Below are 17,574 nucleotides of genomic sequence, written 5' to 3' on the forward strand. Positions count from 1 at the left end.
CCACTTCGAGAACGGGAGTCGCCGGGTGACGGGAACGGACGAGCGCATGGCAGAGGACTCGGGACCCAGCGGCTACGCGGCGGCCCGGCTGCGCCTCCTCACCGAGGGGGCGCGGTCCGGGCCGCCGCGCCGTTCGGCCCTCGCCGAGCTGACCGACGACTGGCTTGCCGGGCTGTTCACGGCGGCGGCCGCGGGACGGGCGGGAGTCTCCCTGGTCGCCGTCGGCGGCTACGGCCGGGGTGAGCTGTCCCCGCGCAGCGACCTCGACCTCCTGCTGCTCCACGACGGCTCCGACCCCGGCGCGGTCGCCGCCCTCGCCGACCGCCTGTGGTATCCCGTGTGGGACCTCGGCATCGCCCTCGACCACTCCGTGCGCACCCCGGCCGAGGCCCGCAAGACCGCCGGGGACGATCTCAAGGTCCACCTCGGTCTCCTGGACGCCCGCCATCTCGCCGGCGACCTGGGGCTCACCGCCGGCCTGCGCACGGCCGTCCTCGCCGACTGGCGCAACCAGGCCCCCAAACGCCTGCCCGAACTGCAGGAACTGTGCGCCGAGCGCGCCGTGCGCCAGGGCGAACTGCGGTACCTGCTGGAACCCGACCTCAAGGAGGCGCGCGGCGGCCTGCGGGACGCCACCGCGCTGCGCGCCGTCGCCGCGTCCTGGCTGGCCGACGCCCCGCGCGAGGGCCTCGCCGACGCGCGCCGCCGGCTGCTCGACGTACGGGACGCGCTGCACCTGGTGACCGGCCGCGCCACCGACCGGCTCGCGCTGCAGGAACAGGACCAGGTGGCGGCCGAACTGGGCCTGCTGGACGCCGACACCCTGCTCCGGCAGGTCTACGAGGCCGCCGGCGTCGTGTCGTACGCCAGCGACGTCACCTGGCGAGAGGTGGGGCGCGTGCTGCGGTCGCGCGCCGTCCGTCCGCGCCTGCGCGCCATGCTGGGCGGCGGCAAGCCCGTCGCCGAGCGGTCGCCGCTGGCCGAGGGCGTGGTGGAGCAGGACGGCGAGGTGGTGCTCGCCCGCACCGCGCGCCCCGAACGCGACCCCGTGCTTCCGCTGCGCGCGGCGGCCGCCGCCGCGCAGGCCGGCCTTCCGCTCTCCCTGCACGCCGTACGGCGCATGGCCGCCACCGCACGCCCCCTGCCCACGCCCTGGCCCGCCGAGGCCCGCGAGCAGCTGGTCACCCTGCTCGGCTCCGGCCGCCCGACCGTGGAGGTCTGGGAAGCGCTGGAAGCCGAGGGCCTGATCAGCCGCATGCTGCCGGACTGGGAGCGGGTCCGCTGCCGCCCGCAGCGCAACGCCGTCCACATCTGGACCGTCGACCGGCACCTGATCGAGACGGCCGTCCGCGCCTCGGAACTCACCCGCCGTGTCAGCCGCCCCGACCTGCTCCTCGTCGCCGCCCTGCTGCACGACATCGGCAAGGGCTGGCCCGGCGACCACTCCGTGGCCGGCGAGATCATCGCCAAGGACGTGGCCGCGCGCATCGGCTTCGACCGCGCGGACGTGACCGTGCTGTCCCTGCTGGTCCGCCACCACCTGCTGCTGATCGAGACGGCCACCCGCCGCGACCTGGACGACCCCGCCACCGTCCGCTCGGTCGCCGAGGCCGTCGGCACCCCGAGCACCCTGGAGCTGCTGCACGCCCTCACCGAGGCCGACGCCCTCGCCACCGGACCCGCCGCCTGGTCCACCTGGCGCGGCTCCCTCGTCGCCGACCTGGTCCGGCGCGTCCGTGCCGTGCTCGCGGGCGACGCCCCCGGCGAGCCGGAACCCGCCGCGCCCACCGCCGAACAGGAGCGGCTCGCGATCGAGGCGTTCCGCACCGGCGGCCCGGTCCTCGCGCTGCGCGCCCAGACGGAGCCGGCCACCGAGGCCGAGGCCTCCGGCGAACCCCTCGGCGTGGAGCTGCTCATCGCCGTACCCGACCAGCCCGCCGTCCTGCCCGCCGTCGCCGGCGTCCTGGCCGTCCACCGCCTCACCGTCCGCACGGCGGAACTCCGCGCCGTGCGCCTGCCCGACGACGTCGACGACGGCTCGGTGCTGCTGCTCAACTGGCGGGTGGCCGCCGAGTACGGCTCCCTGCCCCAGGCCACCCGGCTGCGCGCCGACCTCGTCCGCGCCCTGGACGGCAGCCTGGACATCGCCGGGCGGCTCGCCGAACGGGACGCGGCCTATCCCAGGCGCCGCGGCTGGACCGCCCCGCCGCCCCGGGTGACGGTGGCCCCGGCCGCCTCCCACCACGCCACGGTGATCGAGGTCCGGGCCCAGGACGCTCCCGGCCTGCTGCACCGCATCGGCATGGCCCTGGAGAAGGCGGGCGTGCGGGTACGCAGCATGCACGTGTCGACCCTGGGCTCCAACGCGGTGGACGCCTTCTACGTCACCACCGGCGCAGGGGAGCCGCTGCCGGCTCAGGACGCGGGGTCGCTGGCACGCGTGCTGGAGGAGACGCTGCGGGCGTGAACCCCTGCTCGGCGGGTGCGGGAGCAGGCCTCCCCGGCACGCGGTCCGTGCCCGCCGCACGCCGGCAGGCCCAGGTCGATCCGCTCGCCGCGCTGCGCGTGCCCGGGGACCCGCCCTGGGACGTCTGTCTGACGGTCACGGTCTTCCTCGACATCGTCTTCACCGGCCTGGACTCGGCGCCGGTGCGCGGCACCGAGTCCTGGGCCAGGCGCATGGGCTCCAGCCCCGGCGGGGTCGCCAGCATGGCCACCGCCCTGGCCCGGCTCGGCCTGAGGACCGCGCTCGCGGCGGCCCCGCACAGCCGGTGCCGGCCGCCCGCGTCCCGCTCCCGCGCTCACCGGTGCGGGCGGGCGCGGACGGATTGGTCGCGCGGGCGGATACCCTGGAGGGCAGCCCGAACCGACCCCGACCTCGAGGACCGACGCCACCGTGTTCGATACCCTCTCCGACCGCCTCAGCGCGACTTTCAAAAATCTCCGCGGCAAGGGGCGCCTCAGCGAGGCGGACATCGACGCCACGGCACGCGAGATCCGCATCGCGCTCCTCGAGGCGGACGTGGCCCTGCCCGTCGTCCGCTCCTTCATCAAGAACGTCAAGGAGCGCGCCCTCGGCGCCGAGGTCTCCAAGGCGCTGAACCCGGCCCAGCAGGTCCTGAAGATCGTCAACGACGAGCTCGTCACGATCCTCGGCGGCGAGACCCGGCGCCTGCGCTTCGCCAAGCAGCCGCCCACCGTGATCATGCTGGCGGGTCTGCAGGGTGCCGGTAAGACCACCCTCGCGGGCAAGCTCGGCAAGTGGCTCAAGGAGCAGGGCCACTCCCCGCTGCTGGTCGCCTGTGACCTCCAGCGCCCGAACGCCGTCAACCAGCTCAGCGTCGTCGCCGAGCGGGCGGGCGTGGCCGTGTACGCCCCCGAGCCGGGCAACGGCGTCGGCGACCCGGTGAAGGTCGCCAAGGACTCCATCGACTTCGCGAAGTCCAAGGTCCACGACATCGTGATCGTGGACACCGCCGGCCGCCTGGGCATCGACCAGGAGATGATGCAGCAGGCCGCGGACATCCGGGACGCCGTCGGCCCCGACGAGATCCTGTTCGTCGTCGACGCGATGATCGGTCAGGACGCGGTCAACACCGCCGAGGCGTTCCGCGACGGCGTCGGCTTCGACGGCGTGGTGCTCTCCAAGCTCGACGGCGACGCCCGCGGTGGCGCCGCCCTGTCGATCCGGCAGATCACCGGCAAGCCGATCATGTTCGCGTCGAACGGCGAGAAGCTCGACGACTTCGACGCCTTCCACCCGGACCGGATGGCCTCCCGCATCCTCGACATGGGTGACCTGCTCACCCTGATCGAGCAGGCGGAGAAGACCTTCAGCCAGGAAGAGGCCGCCAAGATGGCCTCGAAGCTGGCGTCCAAGAAGGGCCAGGACTTCACCCTGGACGACTTCCTGGCCCAGATGGAGCAGGTCCGGAAGATGGGCAGCATCTCCAAGCTGCTCGGCATGCTCCCCGGCATGGGCCAGATCAAGGACCAGATCAACAACATCGACGAGCGCGACGTCGACCGCACCGCCGCGATCATCAAGTCGATGACCCCGGCCGAGCGCCAGGACCCGACGATCATCAACGGCTCCCGCCGCGCCCGTATCGCCAAGGGCTCCGGCGTCGAGGTCAGCGCGGTGAAGAACCTGGTCGAGCGGTTCTTCGAGGCCCGCAAGATGATGTCCCGCATGGCCCAGGGCGGCGGCATGCCGGGCATGCCGGGGCTCCCCGGCATGGGCGGCGGCCCCGGCCGGGCGAAGAAGCAGCCGAAGAAGGCCAAGGGCAAGCAGCGCTCCGGCAACCCGATGAAGCGCAAGCAGCAGGAGCTGGAGGCGGCCCAGCGCCGCGAGGCCGCCGCGCAGGGCGGCAACGCCTTCGGTCTGCCGCAGCAGGGCGGCCAGGACTTCGAGCTGCCGGACGAGTTCAAGAAGTTCATGGGCTGAGCGGCCCCGCGTCCACCTCCACGCGCGCGTGACCCAAGGCCGCCAGGTCTAGGGCACGCGCGCGACGAGGTAACGGAAGACGTTCGGCATCCACACGGTCCCGTCGGCGCGCCGGTACGGATGAAGGGCCTCCGTCAGCTCCTTGTCGACCTGCTTGGCGTCCGTCGCCGCGATCGCCGCGTCGAACAGCCCGGTCGACAGCAGCCCCCGTACCGCGCTGTCGGTGTCGGCGTACCCGAACGGACAGGCCACCCGTCCCGAGCCGTCCGGTTTCAGCCCCGCCCGCTGCGCGACCTCCTCCAGGTCGTCCCGCCGGGCGGGCCGCCAGCTGCGCGCGCTGCGCAAAGGATCGGCCAGTTTCGTCGCCACCCGCAGCACCGAGGAGGTGGCGCAGCGCTCCGGCGGCCCCCAGCCGGCCAGCACCACGGCGGCCCCGCGCGCGGCCAGCGGCAGCGCCTCCGCCAGCAGCTCACCGAGCCCCTCGGAGTCGCCCGCGAGGCAGCCGACCGGCTCGAAGACGGTCACCAGGGTGTACGGGGAGTCCCCCGGGCCGGCCGCGTCACGGGGCGAGCCGCCGACGAGCCGCGCGCCACGCGCGCGTGCACGGCCGCCCGACCCGCTGCCGCCCCGCTGAGCGCACGCACCGCCTTCACCGGCGCCGCTCCCGCCGCGCGGCCCGCGCCCGTCGGCTTTCCCGGGCCCGGTGGCGGCGCTCCCGTGCGCGCCGCGTGCGGCGCCCGGCAGCAGCCGTTCGCGGGCCAGGGCGAGCCGCTCGGGGGAGGCGGCGTCGACACCGGTGACCTCGGCCCCTCTGCCGGCCGCCAGCAGCAGGGCGAGCCCGGCGCCGCAGCGCAGGCCCAGCAGCCGCGTGCCGGGGCCCACTTCGAGTCGTTCGTGGACGGCTTCGTAGAGCGGCACCAGCATCCGCTCCTGGATCTCGGACCAGTCACGCGCGCGTGCGCACAGGTCCACGCGGGGTGCCGCATGGGCCACGTGCTGTCGCACGAGCGTAGGTGTCATAGGTAAGCGCCCCAATCCGCCGACAGTTCACCGCTGTGTCCGGTTGCGTGGCCCCCGTGCCGTGCGCGCGCACTTCCCACGTATGCCAGGTAACTCCCGGCTCGCTGCCCCGTCCAGGGGGCGTGGGGCCCGGCTTGGGGTCCGGATGCCGGTGTGGCGAGATTTCATGTGCCCGCAACCTGGACGGCCGTACGGTGTCCGCTCCGGGGAACGGGCCGGTTCCGGGAGGTCGGACGGCGCGCGGTAACGTCACGCGCGTCACGGACGCTGACCGAGGTGAGGCCTCGCGACCAGAGCGGCCGAAACACCTCTTGCGCACCAGCCGGCCCCTGCCGCACCGGGCACTAATGGCCGCGGCGTACGGCGGACTACGCACCAGCTTGGTAGGAGCTGTGAGGCTTCTCCGCAGATCAGCGCACCCGCCCTCGTCCGGACGCATCAGCGGCAACTGACGGGTACGTGCAAATTATTTGAGATGGCCCCGGAATAGGAACACATTCGAGATCCCGCTCGTTGTCATTACGTGAGCACGACACAGACACCACCTGTTCTCGCCGCGGAGCTGGCGCAGGCGTGGGCCGACATTCAGCGGTACCACCCCGAGCTGCCGGACCTCGCCGCGCCGGAGTCCCTGATCGGAGAGTCCTCGTCCGCCTGCGGCCACGAGCTCTCCTTCGAGCGCCTGCTGCACGAGGCAGTCCACGGCATCGCCGCCGCCCGCGGCATCCGCGACACCTCCCGCGCCGGCCGCTACCACAACCGCCGTTTCCTGGCCATCGCCGAGGAACTGGGCCTCGACCACCCGGAGGAGCCGCACCCGAGCAGCGGTTTCTCCCTGGTCACGCTCAACCCCGAGGCCAAGCGGCGCTACCGCCCGACGATCGAGCGGCTCCAGCGCGCGCTGAAGGCCCACACGGCGGCCACCTCCTCGGACACCAGCCGCACCTTCCGGGGCCCGGCCGCCCGGCACGGCTCCTCCGGCGGCGGCGTCCGGGTCAAGGCGGTGTGCGACTGCGGCCGCAACGTCCGGGTGGTCCCCTCGGTCCTGGCCCAGGCCCCGATCGTCTGCGGCGGCTGCGGCAAGCCGTTCCGGATCCCGGAGGTCGCGGGAGCGGCGTGAACGCGGGCCGCGGACACCGGCATCTCGTGGGTGCCGGGACGCGGCCGGTGGGCTCGTGCGGCGGCGGCTCCAAGCACCGGGCAGGGCACCCGACGTGACCTCACCTCCACGCCGGGTGCCGCCCAGGCATGCCCGGAGCGCGGCCGGCCCCGGCACAGAGCGACCCGCGGGGTATGGCACAATGGCTAGCTGTACTCGACAGCCGCACAGGACCCCTCTCTCCTCCGGCTGACGCGTCCATCGGGCATTCGGGTACCGCAACCCCACGCGGCCGTCCCGCCGTGCCCAACCACGTCAAATCCAGGAGAACCCACTCCCGTGGCAGTCAAGATCAAGCTGAAGCGTCTGGGCAAGATCCGTTCGCCTCACTACCGCATCGTCGTCGCCGACTCCCGCACCCGCCGTGACGGCCGGGCGATCGAGGAGATCGGCAAGTACCACCCGACCTACAACCCGTCGGTCATCGAGGTGGACGCCGAGCGTGTGGCGTACTGGCTCGGCGTCGGCGCTCAGCCGACGGAGCCCGTGCTCGCCATTCTGAAGAAGACCGGCGACTGGCAGAAGTTCAAGGGCGAGCCGGCCCCCGCGCCGCTGCTCACCGCCGAGCCGAAGCCGGCCCGTCCGTCGTTCGAGGCGCTCGGCGGTGACGACGAGGGCAAGGGTGAGGCGATCACCCAGAAGAAGAAGGCTGAGAAGAAGGACGAGGCGGCTGCCGAGTCCGAGTCGACCGAGGCCTGAGCAGCATGCTCGAAGAGGCGCTTGAGCACCTCGTGAAGGGCATCGTCGACAACCCTGACGATGTGCAGGTCGCCTCGCGCAACCTGCGCCGCGGGCGCGTGCTCGAGGTCCGGGTCCACCCGGACGACCTCGGCAAGGTGATCGGCCGCAACGGCCGTACCGCGCGCGCTCTGCGCACCGTCGTGGGCGCCATCGGCGGTCGCGGCGTCCGTGTCGACCTCGTCGACGTGGACCACGTCCGCTGACGCTTCAACGCAACCGGCTCGGGCCGGGGAGGGCCACTGGCCGTCCCCGGCCCGCAGTCGTATGAGCAGGACGCCGGCAGGAGATGACAGGAGAATTGGACACGTGCAGCTGGTAGTCGCACGGATCGGCCGTGCCCATGGCATCAAGGGCGAGGTCACCGTCGAGGTACGCACCGACGAGCCGGAACTGCGGCTCGCGCCCGGCGCCGTACTCGCCACGGACCCCGCCTCCGCGGGGCCGCTGACCATCGAGACGGGACGCGTCCACAGCGGCCGCCTCCTGCTGCGCTTCGAGGGCGTCACCGACCGCAACGCGGCCGAGGCCCTGCGCAACACCCTCCTGATCGCCGAGGTCGATCCCGAGGAGCTGCCCGAGGACGAGGACGAGTACTACGACCACCAGCTCATCGACCTCGACGTGGTCACCGAGGACGGCGAGGAGGTCGGCCGCATCACCGAGATCTCGCACCTGCCCACCCAGGACCTGTTCATCGTGGAGCGGCCGGACGGGACCGAGGTCATGATCCCCTTCGTCGAGGAGATCGTCACCGGCATCGACCTGGCGGAGCAGAAGGCGGTCATCGCCCCGCCGCCGGGCCTGATCGACGACCGCGCCGAGATCGCGTCCTCGAGGGAAGACAGCGCATGAGGCTCGACGTCGTCACGATCTTCCCCGAGTACCTGGAACCCCTGAACGTCTCCCTGGTCGGCAAGGCACGCGCGCGCGGACAGCTCGACGTACGGGTGCACGACCTGCGCGACTGGACGTACGACCGGCACCACACCGTCGACGACACACCGTACGGCGGCGGTCCCGGCATGGTGATGAAGACCGAGCCCTGGGGCGACGCCCTGGACACGGTCCTCGCTGACGGCTACGAGAACGGCGACCGGGCCCCCGCGCTGATCGTGCCCACCCCCAGCGGGCGGCCCTTCACCCAGGAACTCGCCGTGGAGCTCTCCGAGCGTCCCTGGCTGATCTTCACCCCCGCCCGCTACGAGGGCATCGACCGGCGCGTCATGGACGAGTACGCCGCGCGCGTGCCCGTCTACGAGATCTCCATCGGCGACTACGTCCTCGCCGGCGGAGAGGCGGCCGTCCTGGTCGTCACGGAGGCCGTGGCACGGCTGCTGCCCGGCGTCCTCGGCAACGCCGACTCCCACCGCGACGACTCCTTCGCGCCCGGCGCGATGGCGAGCCTGCTCGAAGGCCCCGTCTACACCAAGCCGCCCGTGTGGCGCGGCCGGGACATCCCCGAGGTGCTGCTCAGCGGCCACCACGGCAGGATCGCCCGCTGGCGCCGCGACGAGGCCCTCAGGCGTACGACCGCCAACCGGCCGGACCTGATCGAGCGCTGCGACCCCAAGGCCTTCGACAAAAAGGACCGCGAGATGCTCTCCATCCTGGGCTGGGAGCCTGACCCGGCGGGCGAGCCGTACGGGCGATTTTGGCGGCGGGCCGAGGGCGTGGAAGAATAGGCCGCTGTTGTGCGCCCGTCCGGCGTGCGCCCCTGCCACAGGGGGACACGACGCCCGCCCCGACCCGCACACGACTTCGTGCAAACACCTAGTTGCCGTTGATGACCTGTGGCATCAGCGAAGAAAGCAGACGAAATGTCTCACCTGCTCGACTCCGTCGACGCCGCGTCGCTGCGCAGCGACATCCCGGCCTTCCGCCCGGGCGACACCGTCAACGTCCACGTCCGCGTCATCGAGGGCAACCGCTCCCGTGTGCAGCAGTTCAAGGGCGTGGTGATCCGTCGCCAGGGCTCCGGTGTCCGCGAGACCTTCACGGTCCGCAAGGTCTCGTTCTCCGTCGGCGTCGAGCGCACCTTCCCGGTGCACACCCCGATCGTCGAGAAGATCGAGCTGGTCACCAAGGGTGACGTGCGCCGCGCCAAGCTGTACTACCTCCGTGAGCTGCGCGGCAAGGCCGCCAAGATCAAGGAGAAGCGCGAGAGCTGAGCGCTTCACCGGCGTCACAGCGGAGCCGGATAGCATCGGGCTCCGATGGACACCGAAGCACAGCCGACGGGACGCGACCGTTCCTCCCACCCGGAATCCCCGGGCCCGGAGGAGCGGTCGCGTTTCGCGTTGGCGGCGCGGATCGCCGCCTGGGTGCCGGGCGGACGGATCACCCTCACCGTCCTGGTCTGCCTGGTCTTTTTGCTGCTCCTCAACGCGTTCGTGGTGCAACCGTTCCAGATTCCGAGCGGATCCATGGAACAGGGGTTGAGGATCGGGGACCGCGTTCTCGTAAACAAGTTGGCATACCGTTTCGGTTCCGGGCCGAGCCGCGGCGATGTGATCGTGTTCGACGGAACCGGGTACTTCGGGGACGCCGACTACATCAAGCGCGTTGTCGGTGTGGGGGGAGACCATGTGGTCTGCTGCGACAAGAAGGGGAGGATCGAGGTGAACGGCCGCGCGGTCGACGAGTCGTCCTTCCTCTATCCCGGCGACAGCCCCTCCAGCGTGCCCTTCGACGTGGTCGTGCCCGCCGGCCGCCTGTTCGTCCTCGGCGACCACCGCAGCGACTCCAGCGACTCCCGCGACCACCTCGGCTCGCCCGGCGGCGGCATGATCCCGGTCGGCGACGTCATCGGCCGCGCCGACTGGATCCTGTGGCCGTCCGGCCACTTCAGGCACCTGACGCGTCCCGGCGCCTACGCGCGCGTGCCGGCGGCCCCGGCGGAGGGCGCGCATGGGTAACCGCGGCAAACCGCGCGGGGTGCCCGGCAGCCCCGCCGACAACCTGCTGCCCACCGGCGCGCGCCGCACCTCGGCGCCCGGCGGCGGCCGTACGCGCGCGGAGCGGCGGAAACTCCAGCGCAAGGTCAAACGCAAGCGCAGGCGTTCGGCCGTCCGGGAGATCCCTCTCCTGGTCGGCGTCGCCGTCCTCATAGCCCTGGTGCTCAAGACCTTCCTCGTCCAGGCGTTCGTGATCCCGTCCGGCTCGATGGAGCAGACGATCCGGATCGGCGACCGCGTCCTGGTCGACAAGCTCACCCCGTGGTTCGGCGCCAAGCCGCAGCGCGGGGACGTCGTCGTCTTCCACGACCCGGGCGGCTGGCTGGCCGACGAGCAGACCGCCAAGAAGCACGACCCGGTCGTCGTCAAGCAGCTGAAGGAAGGCCTCACCTTCATCGGCCTGCTGCCCTCCGACAACGAGAAGGACCTGATCAAACGGGTGATCGGGGTCGGCGGCGACCATGTGAAGTGCTGCGACAAGCAGGGCCGCGTCACCGTCAACGGCGTACCGCTCACCGAGCAGGGCTACATCTATCCGGGCGACGCCCCGTCGGCCCAGCCCTTCGACATCACCGTCCCCAAAGGCCGGCTGTGGGTCATGGGCGACCACCGGGGCAACTCCGCGGACTCCAGGTTCCACCAGGACACGCCGTACGGCGGCACGGTTGCCGAGAGTTCCGTGGTCGGCCGGGCCGTCGCCATCGGCTGGCCGATCGGCCACTGGACACGCCTCCAGGAACCTAAAACCTTCGCAAGCGTCGGCCACTCCGGGTCGGGTGCGACGGCTGGTCCCCGACTGTCGCATAGGGTTGCCACCGAGAAACCGAACGGAACGACCCAGCTCCCGACCCCTGCGGAACTCCCGCTCGTTATGGGAGTGGTGGGCCTGCGCCGTATGCGGCGCGGGCAGCGGAGCAGAGTAAGGAGTTGGCGTGGGGGATGTGGCGGTTGGCGCACGGTCGGGGCACGACGGCGAAGAGCACCGCGGGCACCCCGTGGACGAGAACGCCCCCGTGCCGGAAGGCGCCATGAGTTCAGGGAATGACGCGGCGGGCGACGAGGACGCGCCGCGGGACGGACAGCGGCCGGGCACCGGGAGCGCGGGCGCGGGCGAGTCGGCCGACGGGCCGAGGAAGCCCCGCTCCTTCTGGAAGGAGCTGCCGATCCTCGTCGTGATCGCGCTGGTGCTGGCGCTTCTGATCAAGACCTTCCTGGTGCAGGCGTTCTCGATCCCGTCGGCCTCGATGCAGAACACCCTCCAGGTGGGTGACCGCGTCCTGGTGGACAAGCTCACCCCGTGGTTCGGCTCCAAGCCGGAGCGCGGCGAGGTCGTGGTCTTCCACGACCCGGACAACTGGCTGGCGGGCGAGCCGGCGCCGCACCCGAACGCCGTGCAGAAGGTCCTCAGCTGGATCGGCCTGATGCCGTCCGCGGACGAGAAGGACCTGATCAAGCGCGTGATCGGGGTCGGCGGCGACACGGTCGAGTGCAAGGGCACCGGCCCGCTGCTGGTCAACGGGCACGCCCTGAACGAGCAGTCGTACGTGTACGCGGGCAACACGCCCTGCACGGACGACGACCTGGGCGGCCAGTTCAAGGTGACGGTCCCCAAGGGCTACATCTGGGTGATGGGCGACCACCGGCAGAACTCCCGGGACTCGCGCTACAACCAGTCGGACAAGCACCACGGCATGGTTCCGGTCAAGGACGTCGTGGGCCGCGCGATCGTCAAGGCCTGGCCGATCAACCACTGGGGCACCCTGCCCGTCCCGGACACCTTCGACCAGCCCGGCATCAACCAGCAGTACACGACCCCGGCCGCCCTGACGGTGGCCCCGCAGGGCGTGGCCGTCGCGGCGGTGCTGCCGGTGGTGGTGTGGCGGCGGCGCAAGGCGACCAAGGCCCAGCGCGGCTGACGTGCTGACGGGCTGACCGACCGACGGGCCGACCGGCCGGCCGGGCGGTGCCCCGGGCCCCGAGGTCCGGGGCATGGCCCGCTCCGGGTGGGCGGCCCGCCGGACGGAGTGACCCGGGTGGGTGGGCAAGCCGCCGTACCGCCGGGTAGGGTCCGGGTCCATGAGTGGTGAGAGCAGGCAAGGGCTCGGACAGCGGCTGTCCGGGGTGGCGGTGGCGCTGGGTCTGGTGCTGTTCCTCGGCGGGTTCGCCTGGGCCGCGGTGACCTATCGGCCGTACACCGTGCCCACCAGCTCCATGACGCCCACGATCGACGCCGGCGACCGGGTGCTGGCGCAGAAGGTCGGCGGCGGCGAGGTGCGGCGCGGCGACGTCGTCGTCTTCGAGGACAAGAGCTGGGTCACCAACGCCAAGGTGGTCAAGCGGGTGGTCGCGGTCGGCGGCGACACCGTCTCCTGCTGCACCGACGGCAAGCTGACCGTCGACGGCAAGCAGATCGACGAGCCCTACCTGCCCAAGGGCACCCTGGCCGAGATCAAGAACTTCCCCACGGTGACCGTGCCCAAGGGCCGGCTGTTCCTCCTCGGCGACGAGCGCCAGGGTTCGCTGGACTCCACGGCCCATCTGACCGACGCGGCCAAGGGCACGGTCTCCCGCGACGCCGTGACCGCCCGCGTGGACGCCGTGATCTGGCCCTGGAAGGGCTCGCTCAAGCGCCCCACCGGCTTCGAGGCCCTAGGGCCCCTCTCCCAGCCCGGCCCGCTGTCCACGATCGAGCTGGTGATCGTCGCCGGCGCCGTCCTGGTCCTGGCCGGCGGCGCCTACGGCCCCATCGCCAAGCGCATGGGCCGCTCCCGGGCCCGTGCCGCCCGCCCGGAGGCGGCAGGTGTCCGCTGACACCGCCCCGACCGGCGCGGAGCCGTGCCCGGCCGGCCTGCGCAAGGTGGCCCGGGTGGTCCTCCTCGACCCGCAGGACCGCATCCTCCTGCTGCACGGCCACGAGCCGGACGATCCGGCCGACGACTGGTGGTTCACACCGGGCGGCGGTCTGGAGGGCGCCGAGACGCGCGAGGAGGCCGCACTGCGGGAACTCGCCGAGGAGACCGGCATCACCGACGTCGCCCTCGGCCCGGTGCTGTGGCGGCGCGTGTGCTCCTTCCCGTTCGCCGGCCGCCGCTGGGACCAGGACGAGTGGTACTACCTGGCCCGTACGACCCAGACGGCCACCGCGGCGCAGGCGCTGACGGAGCTGGAGCGGCGCAGTGTCGCCGGAGCGCGCTGGTGGACGTGCCAGGAACTGACCCGGGCACATGAGACGGTGTATCCGACCAGACTCGCCGAGCTGCTGCGCACGCTGCTCGACGAAGGTCCCCCGGCCAGTCCTGTGACCCTCGACACCGAAATCGTCTGAGGGCCCGTCGGACTGGCGCACAATGGGGGGATCGCACGGCTGAAGGGGAACATGCCATGAGCGCCGAGGACCTCGAGAAGTACGAGACCGAGATGGAGCTGAAGCTCTACCGGGAGTACCGAGATGTCGTCGGTCTGTTCAAATACGTGATCGAGACCGAGCGGCGTTTCTACCTCACCAACGACTACGAGATGCAGGTGCACTCGGTGCAGGGCGAGGTGTTCTTCGAGGTGTCGATGGCGGATGCCTGGGTGTGGGACATGTACCGGCCGGCGCGCTTCGTGAAGCAGGTCAGGGTGCTGACGTTCAAGGACGTGAACATCGAGGAGCTGAACAAGAGCGATCTCGAGCTTCCGGGCGGCTGAGTCCTTGCGGGGTGGCGGCTGCTGTGGCTCGTGGCGGCTGTCGTGGCTCCTGTGGGTGACAAGGTTGTCCACAACCGCTGAGTGATCCACCAAGATCAACATCTGTCGGGCGGATGCGTGACCGTTGGCGCCGGAGGTGGTGCCGACATGAACGCACGAGAGGCACTGGGCAAGTACGGCGAGGACCTGGCCGCCCGGCGGCTCGCCGAGGCCGGGCTGACGATCCTGGAGCGCAACTGGCGCTGCGGCCGGTCCGGCGAGATCGACATCGTGGCCCGTGACGGGGACACGCTGGTCGTCTGCGAGGTGAAGACCCGCAGCGGCGGCGGCTACGAACACCCGATGGCCGCCGTGACCCCCGAGAAGGCGGCCAGGCTGCGGCAACTGGCCGAGCACTGGATCCATGCCCACGGAGGCGCGCCACCGGGCGGCGTCCGCGTCGACCTGATCGGCGTCCTGCTGCCCCGCCGGGGCGCCCCGTCCGTCGAACACGCGCGAGGGGTGGCCTGAATGGGCTTCGCCCGCACCTGCTCGGTCGCCCTGGTCGGCGTGGAAGGCGTCGTCGTCGAGGTCCAGGCCGGCCTGGAACCCGGCGTCGCCGCGTTCACCCTGGTGGGCCTCCCGGACAAGAGCCTGACGGAAAGCCGCGACCGGGTACGGGCGGCGGTGGTGAACTCGGGCGGCGAATGGCCGCAGAAGAAGCTCACCGTCGGCCTCAGCCCGGCGTCGGTGCCAAAGGCCGGATCCGGTTTCGACCTCGCCGTCGCCTGCGCGGTGCTCGGCGCCGCCGAACGGATCGATCCGCGTGTGCTCGCGGACATCGTCATGATCGGGGAGCTGGGGCTGGACGGCCGGGTCCGGCCGGTCCGCGGCATCCTGCCGGCCGTCCTCGCCGCCGCCGACGCCGGATACGAACAGGTCGTCGTACCCGAGTGCGCCGCAGCCGAGGCCTCCCTGGTCCCGGGCGTCTCCGTGCTCGGCGTCCGGAGCCTTCGGCAGCTCGTCGCGGTCCTCACCGAGGAGCCCGTCCCCGAGGAGGAACCCGACGAGCAGGGCCGCCCCGACCCCCTTCTGGCCGGCCTGCGCGTGCCGGGCACCGGCGCGGCCACCGGCATGCACAGCGTCGGCGCCGCACAGCACGAGCCCGATCACGACCTGGCGGACGTCGTGGGCCAGACCTCGGCACGCACGGCCGTGGAAGTCGCCGCCGCGGGAGGGCACCACCTGCTGCTCGAGGGGCCGCCCGGAGCGGGCAAGACCATGCTCGCCGAGCGACTGCCCGCCGTCCTTCCCCGGCTCACCAGGGAGGAATCCCTGGAGGTCACCGCCGTGCACTCGGTGGCCGGACTGCTCCCGCCGGGCAAGCCGCTCATCGACGTGGCGCCCTACTGCGCCCCGCACCACTCGGCCACGATGCAGTCCCTGGTCGGCGGCGGCCCCGGCATCGCCCGGCCCGGGGCGGTCTCCCTCGCCCATCGCGGCGTGCTGTTCCTGGACGAGGCGCCCGAGTTCCACAGCCAGACGCTGGACGCCCTGCGGCAGCCGCTGGAGTCGGGGCACGTCGTCATCGCGCGCAGTGCCGGCGTCGTCCGGTTCCCGGCACGCTTCCTCATGGTGCTGGCGGCCAATCCCTGCCCCTGCGGACGCTTCTCGCAACGCGACTCCCTGTGCGAGTGCCCGCCGTCGGCTATCCGCCGCTACCAGTCCCGGCTCTCCGGGCCGCTGCTGGACCGGGTGGATCTGCGCGTCGAGGTCGATCCGGTCACCCGGGCCCAGCTCACCGACCCCCACGCCCGGGGCGAGTCCACCGCGACCGTCGCCGGGCGGGTGCGCACGGCCCGCGAGCGGGCGGCGGCCCGGCTGGCCGGCACCCCCTGGCGCACCAACAGCGAAGTGCCGGGCCGGGAGCTGCGCAGCAGATACCACCCCGTCCCCGGCGCGATGGACGAGGCCGAGCGCAGCCTCGAGCGGGGCGTACTCACCGCCCGGGGCATCGACCGGGTGCTGCGCGTCGCCTGGACGGTCGCCGACCTCGTCGGACACGACCGCCCGGACGCGACCGACGTCGCGGTGGCCCTCCAGCTGCGCACCGGGGTCCCGCGGGGCGTGCCCATGGCCATCGGGGCGCTGACGTGAGTGCGGAGCTGCTCGGCCGGGTGTTCCTGTGCCGGGTGGTCGAGCCGGGGGACGAGACCGGGGGGCGGTGGGTCCGGGAGTTCGGAGTGGGGGAGGTGGTGCGGCGGCTGCGGGACGGGGGTCCGGCGCTGCCGGGGGTGAGCGGCGCGCGGTGGGCCGGGCTCGTCGCGCGGGCCGGGCAGGCCGAGCCCGAGCGGGATCTCGCGCTCGCGGCGGCGGCCGGGGCCCGGTTCGTGGGGCCCGGCGACGCCGAGTGGCCCGGCCAGCTCGACGACCTCGGCGACGCCCGGCCGCTCGGGCTCTGGGTGCGCGGCCGGCCCAGCCTGCGGATGTGGGCGCTGCGCTCGGTGGCCGTGGTCGGCGCGCGGGCCTGCACCGAGTACGGCACCCATGTCGCCGCCACCCTCGCCTCGGGACTCGCCGAGCGCGGCTGGGTGGTGGTGTCGGGCGGCGCCTACGGCATCGACGGCGCCGCCCACCGCGGCGCCCTCGCCGCCCGCGGAGCCACCGTCGCCGTCCTGGCCTGCGGCGTCGACCGGCCGTACCCGCGCGGCCACGCCGCCCTGATCGGCCGGATCGCGGACCAGGGCCTGGTGGTGGGCGAACTGCCCCCGGGCGACCATCCGACGCCCAGCCGGTTCATCCTCCGCAACCGGGTCATCGCCGCCCTGACCCGGGGCACCGTCGTCGTGGAGGCCGCCTGCCGCAGCGGCTCGCTGGCCACCGCACGGGCCGCGCAGCGCCTCGGACGGTTCACCATGGGCGTGCCGGGCCCCGTCACCAGCGCCCTGTCCGCCGGTGTGCACGACCTGCTCCGCGGCGAGGCCACCCTGGTCACCGACGCCGCGGACGTCATCGAACTGGTGGGCGACATGGGCGAGCTGGCCCCGCCCCGGCGCGGCCCCGTGCTCCCGCGCGACCTGCTGGAACCCGCCGCACGGGCCGTCCTCGCCGCCCTCCCCGGCGACCGCGCGGCCGGCGTCGAGGAGATCGCGCTCGGCACGCCCGCCACCCGCGACGAGGCGATCGCGAGGCTGTACGAACTCCGAGCACTTGGATACGTCGAACGACATGGCGACGGCTGGAAGTTGACACGCCAGGCGGTGATGTCGGTCCGTACCCGGCGCGGGCCGTGCTGACCGAGCGTGTTCGGCCGTCCGGGGGAACGCCCGACGCCCTTGGGGTTTCCCGGAGTTGGCGCCCGGGCCGGTCACGCAGAGCGAGCCGCGTGTCGCCTGCCCGAGGCGGGCCGGAGCGCCCCGCGCACGGGTGGTGCCGCACTGTTCGCACACCGCGACACCTCAGTCACGCTACGCTCACGAGGCGGCGACACAGAACGCGCCAACTCGACACCAGACCGACAGCTCACCCGGCTACCCCACATCACCGCACACACCGGCCCACGAACCCCACCCGCTCTCACTTCA

18 protein-coding genes and 1 pseudogene are annotated in these 17,574 nt (G+C 72.6%); 18 read left to right on the top strand and 1 reads right to left on the bottom strand.

The window, feature by feature from the left end:
- Positions 1–25 precede the first annotated feature (25 nt).
- From ACGFZN_RS29530 to ffh, 3 genes and pseudogenes are all read left to right on the top strand, one after another.
- A complete protein-coding gene (locus ACGFZN_RS29530; protein ID WP_393861506.1) occupies positions 26–2,467 on the top strand; it encodes a [protein-PII] uridylyltransferase in 2,442 nt (813 codons plus the stop codon).
- A gap of 47 nt (positions 2,468–2,514) precedes the next feature.
- Positions 2,515–2,760, top strand: a pseudogene (locus ACGFZN_RS29535) (sugar kinase); the annotation flags it as partial.
- A 136-nt stretch (positions 2,761–2,896) separates the two neighbouring features.
- Positions 2,897–4,447, top strand: a complete 1,551-nt coding sequence (gene ffh, locus ACGFZN_RS29540; RefSeq protein ID WP_393861507.1) for a signal recognition particle protein — start codon at positions 2,897–2,899, stop codon at positions 4,445–4,447.
- 48 nt (positions 4,448–4,495) lie between these two features.
- On the opposite strand, the gene ACGFZN_RS29545 is transcribed toward ffh, so the two are convergent.
- The gene (locus ACGFZN_RS29545) at positions 4,496–5,467 is read right to left on the bottom strand and encodes an SAM-dependent methyltransferase (RefSeq protein WP_393861508.1); all 972 of its coding nucleotides are present in this window, start codon (positions 5,465–5,467) and stop codon (positions 4,496–4,498) included.
- A gap of 523 nt (positions 5,468–5,990) precedes the next feature.
- Between ACGFZN_RS29545 and ACGFZN_RS29550 the strand changes: the two genes are divergently transcribed.
- The 15 genes from ACGFZN_RS29550 (at position 5,991) to dprA (ending at position 17,286) form a co-directional block, all read left to right on the top strand.
- Positions 5,991–6,587, top strand: coding sequence for a hypothetical protein (locus tag ACGFZN_RS29550; protein WP_067130770.1), 597 nt, complete (start codon positions 5,991–5,993; stop codon positions 6,585–6,587).
- Positions 6,588–6,905: 318 nt separating this feature from the next.
- On the top strand, positions 6,906–7,325 hold the full coding sequence (gene rpsP, locus ACGFZN_RS29555; RefSeq protein WP_208898581.1) for a 30S ribosomal protein S16: 420 nt from the start codon (positions 6,906–6,908) through the stop codon (positions 7,323–7,325).
- A 5-nt stretch (positions 7,326–7,330) separates the two neighbouring features.
- Positions 7,331–7,570, top strand: coding sequence for an RNA-binding protein (locus ACGFZN_RS29560; protein WP_003973401.1), 240 nt, complete (start codon positions 7,331–7,333; stop codon positions 7,568–7,570).
- Between the two features lie 103 nt (positions 7,571–7,673).
- Positions 7,674–8,219, top strand: coding sequence for a ribosome maturation factor RimM (gene rimM / locus ACGFZN_RS29565; RefSeq protein ID WP_393861509.1), 546 nt, complete (start codon positions 7,674–7,676; stop codon positions 8,217–8,219).
- Complete coding sequence (gene trmD / locus ACGFZN_RS29570; RefSeq protein WP_393861510.1) at positions 8,216–9,049, top strand: tRNA (guanosine(37)-N1)-methyltransferase TrmD; 834 nt, start codon at positions 8,216–8,218, stop codon at positions 9,047–9,049. The genes rimM and trmD overlap by 4 nt, the downstream gene beginning before the upstream one ends.
- Before the next feature lie 135 nt (positions 9,050–9,184).
- Positions 9,185–9,535, top strand: coding sequence for a 50S ribosomal protein L19 (gene rplS, locus ACGFZN_RS29575; protein ID WP_103811168.1), 351 nt, complete (start codon positions 9,185–9,187; stop codon positions 9,533–9,535).
- 45 nt (positions 9,536–9,580) lie between these two features.
- The gene (gene lepB / locus ACGFZN_RS29580) at positions 9,581–10,282 is read left to right on the top strand and encodes a signal peptidase I (RefSeq protein ID WP_393861511.1); all 702 of its coding nucleotides are present in this window, start codon (positions 9,581–9,583) and stop codon (positions 10,280–10,282) included.
- A complete protein-coding gene (lepB, locus tag ACGFZN_RS29585; protein WP_393861512.1) occupies positions 10,275–11,366 on the top strand; it encodes a signal peptidase I in 1,092 nt (363 codons plus the stop codon). The genes lepB (ACGFZN_RS29580) and lepB (ACGFZN_RS29585) overlap by 8 nt, the downstream gene beginning before the upstream one ends.
- On the top strand, positions 11,254–12,237 hold the full coding sequence (gene lepB, locus ACGFZN_RS29590; protein ID WP_393861513.1) for a signal peptidase I: 984 nt from the start codon (positions 11,254–11,256) through the stop codon (positions 12,235–12,237). The genes lepB (ACGFZN_RS29585) and lepB (ACGFZN_RS29590) overlap by 113 nt, the downstream gene beginning before the upstream one ends.
- A gap of 160 nt (positions 12,238–12,397) precedes the next feature.
- A complete protein-coding gene (gene lepB, locus ACGFZN_RS29595) occupies positions 12,398–13,132 on the top strand; it encodes a signal peptidase I (protein ID WP_393861514.1) in 735 nt (244 codons plus the stop codon).
- Complete coding sequence (locus ACGFZN_RS29600; RefSeq protein ID WP_393861515.1) at positions 13,122–13,646, top strand: NUDIX hydrolase; 525 nt, start codon at positions 13,122–13,124, stop codon at positions 13,644–13,646. Before lepB (ACGFZN_RS29595) ends, ACGFZN_RS29600 begins: the two co-directional genes overlap by 11 nt.
- 56 nt (positions 13,647–13,702) lie before the next feature.
- Positions 13,703–14,011, top strand: coding sequence for a DUF2469 domain-containing protein (locus ACGFZN_RS29605; RefSeq protein WP_003965949.1), 309 nt, complete (start codon positions 13,703–13,705; stop codon positions 14,009–14,011).
- A gap of 147 nt (positions 14,012–14,158) precedes the next feature.
- Complete coding sequence (locus tag ACGFZN_RS29610; RefSeq protein ID WP_393861516.1) at positions 14,159–14,521, top strand: YraN family protein; 363 nt, start codon at positions 14,159–14,161, stop codon at positions 14,519–14,521.
- Positions 14,522–16,147 carry a YifB family Mg chelatase-like AAA ATPase gene (locus ACGFZN_RS29615; protein WP_393861517.1) on the top strand — a complete coding sequence of 542 codons (1,626 nt, stop codon included), beginning with the start codon at positions 14,522–14,524 and terminating at the stop codon, positions 16,145–16,147.
- Positions 16,144–17,286, top strand: coding sequence for a DNA-processing protein DprA (dprA, locus tag ACGFZN_RS29620; RefSeq protein ID WP_393861518.1), 1,143 nt, complete (start codon positions 16,144–16,146; stop codon positions 17,284–17,286). The genes ACGFZN_RS29615 and dprA overlap by 4 nt, the downstream gene beginning before the upstream one ends.
- Positions 17,287–17,574 lie beyond the last annotated feature (288 nt).

The sequence above is a fragment of the Streptomyces sp. NPDC048192 genome (genome assembly GCF_043202415.1).
Lineage (GTDB): Bacteria > Actinomycetota > Actinomycetes > Streptomycetales > Streptomycetaceae > Streptomyces.

Bases quoted from the DNA above. Each gene is read 5' to 3' on its own strand.
- ACGFZN_RS29610 (WP_393861516.1), top strand. From the start codon at position 14,159: ATGAACGCACGAGAGGCACTGGGCAAGTACGGCGAGGACCTGGCCGCC.
- trmD (WP_393861510.1), top strand. From the start codon at position 8,216: ATGAGGCTCGACGTCGTCACGATCTTCCCCGAGTACCTGGAACCCCTG.
- lepB (WP_393861511.1), top strand. From the start codon at position 9,581: ATGGACACCGAAGCACAGCCGACGGGACGCGACCGTTCCTCCCACCCG.
- lepB (WP_393861514.1), top strand. From the start codon at position 12,398: ATGAGTGGTGAGAGCAGGCAAGGGCTCGGACAGCGGCTGTCCGGGGTG.
- ACGFZN_RS29560 (WP_003973401.1), top strand. From the start codon at position 7,331: ATGCTCGAAGAGGCGCTTGAGCACCTCGTGAAGGGCATCGTCGACAAC.
- rplS (WP_103811168.1), top strand. From the start codon at position 9,185: ATGTCTCACCTGCTCGACTCCGTCGACGCCGCGTCGCTGCGCAGCGAC.
- ACGFZN_RS29605 (WP_003965949.1), top strand. From the start codon at position 13,703: ATGAGCGCCGAGGACCTCGAGAAGTACGAGACCGAGATGGAGCTGAAG.
- ACGFZN_RS29615 (WP_393861517.1), top strand. From the start codon at position 14,522: ATGGGCTTCGCCCGCACCTGCTCGGTCGCCCTGGTCGGCGTGGAAGGC.
- lepB (WP_393861512.1), top strand. From the start codon at position 10,275: ATGGGTAACCGCGGCAAACCGCGCGGGGTGCCCGGCAGCCCCGCCGAC.
- ACGFZN_RS29545 (WP_393861508.1), bottom strand. From the start codon at position 5,467: ATGACACCTACGCTCGTGCGACAGCACGTGGCCCATGCGGCACCCCGC.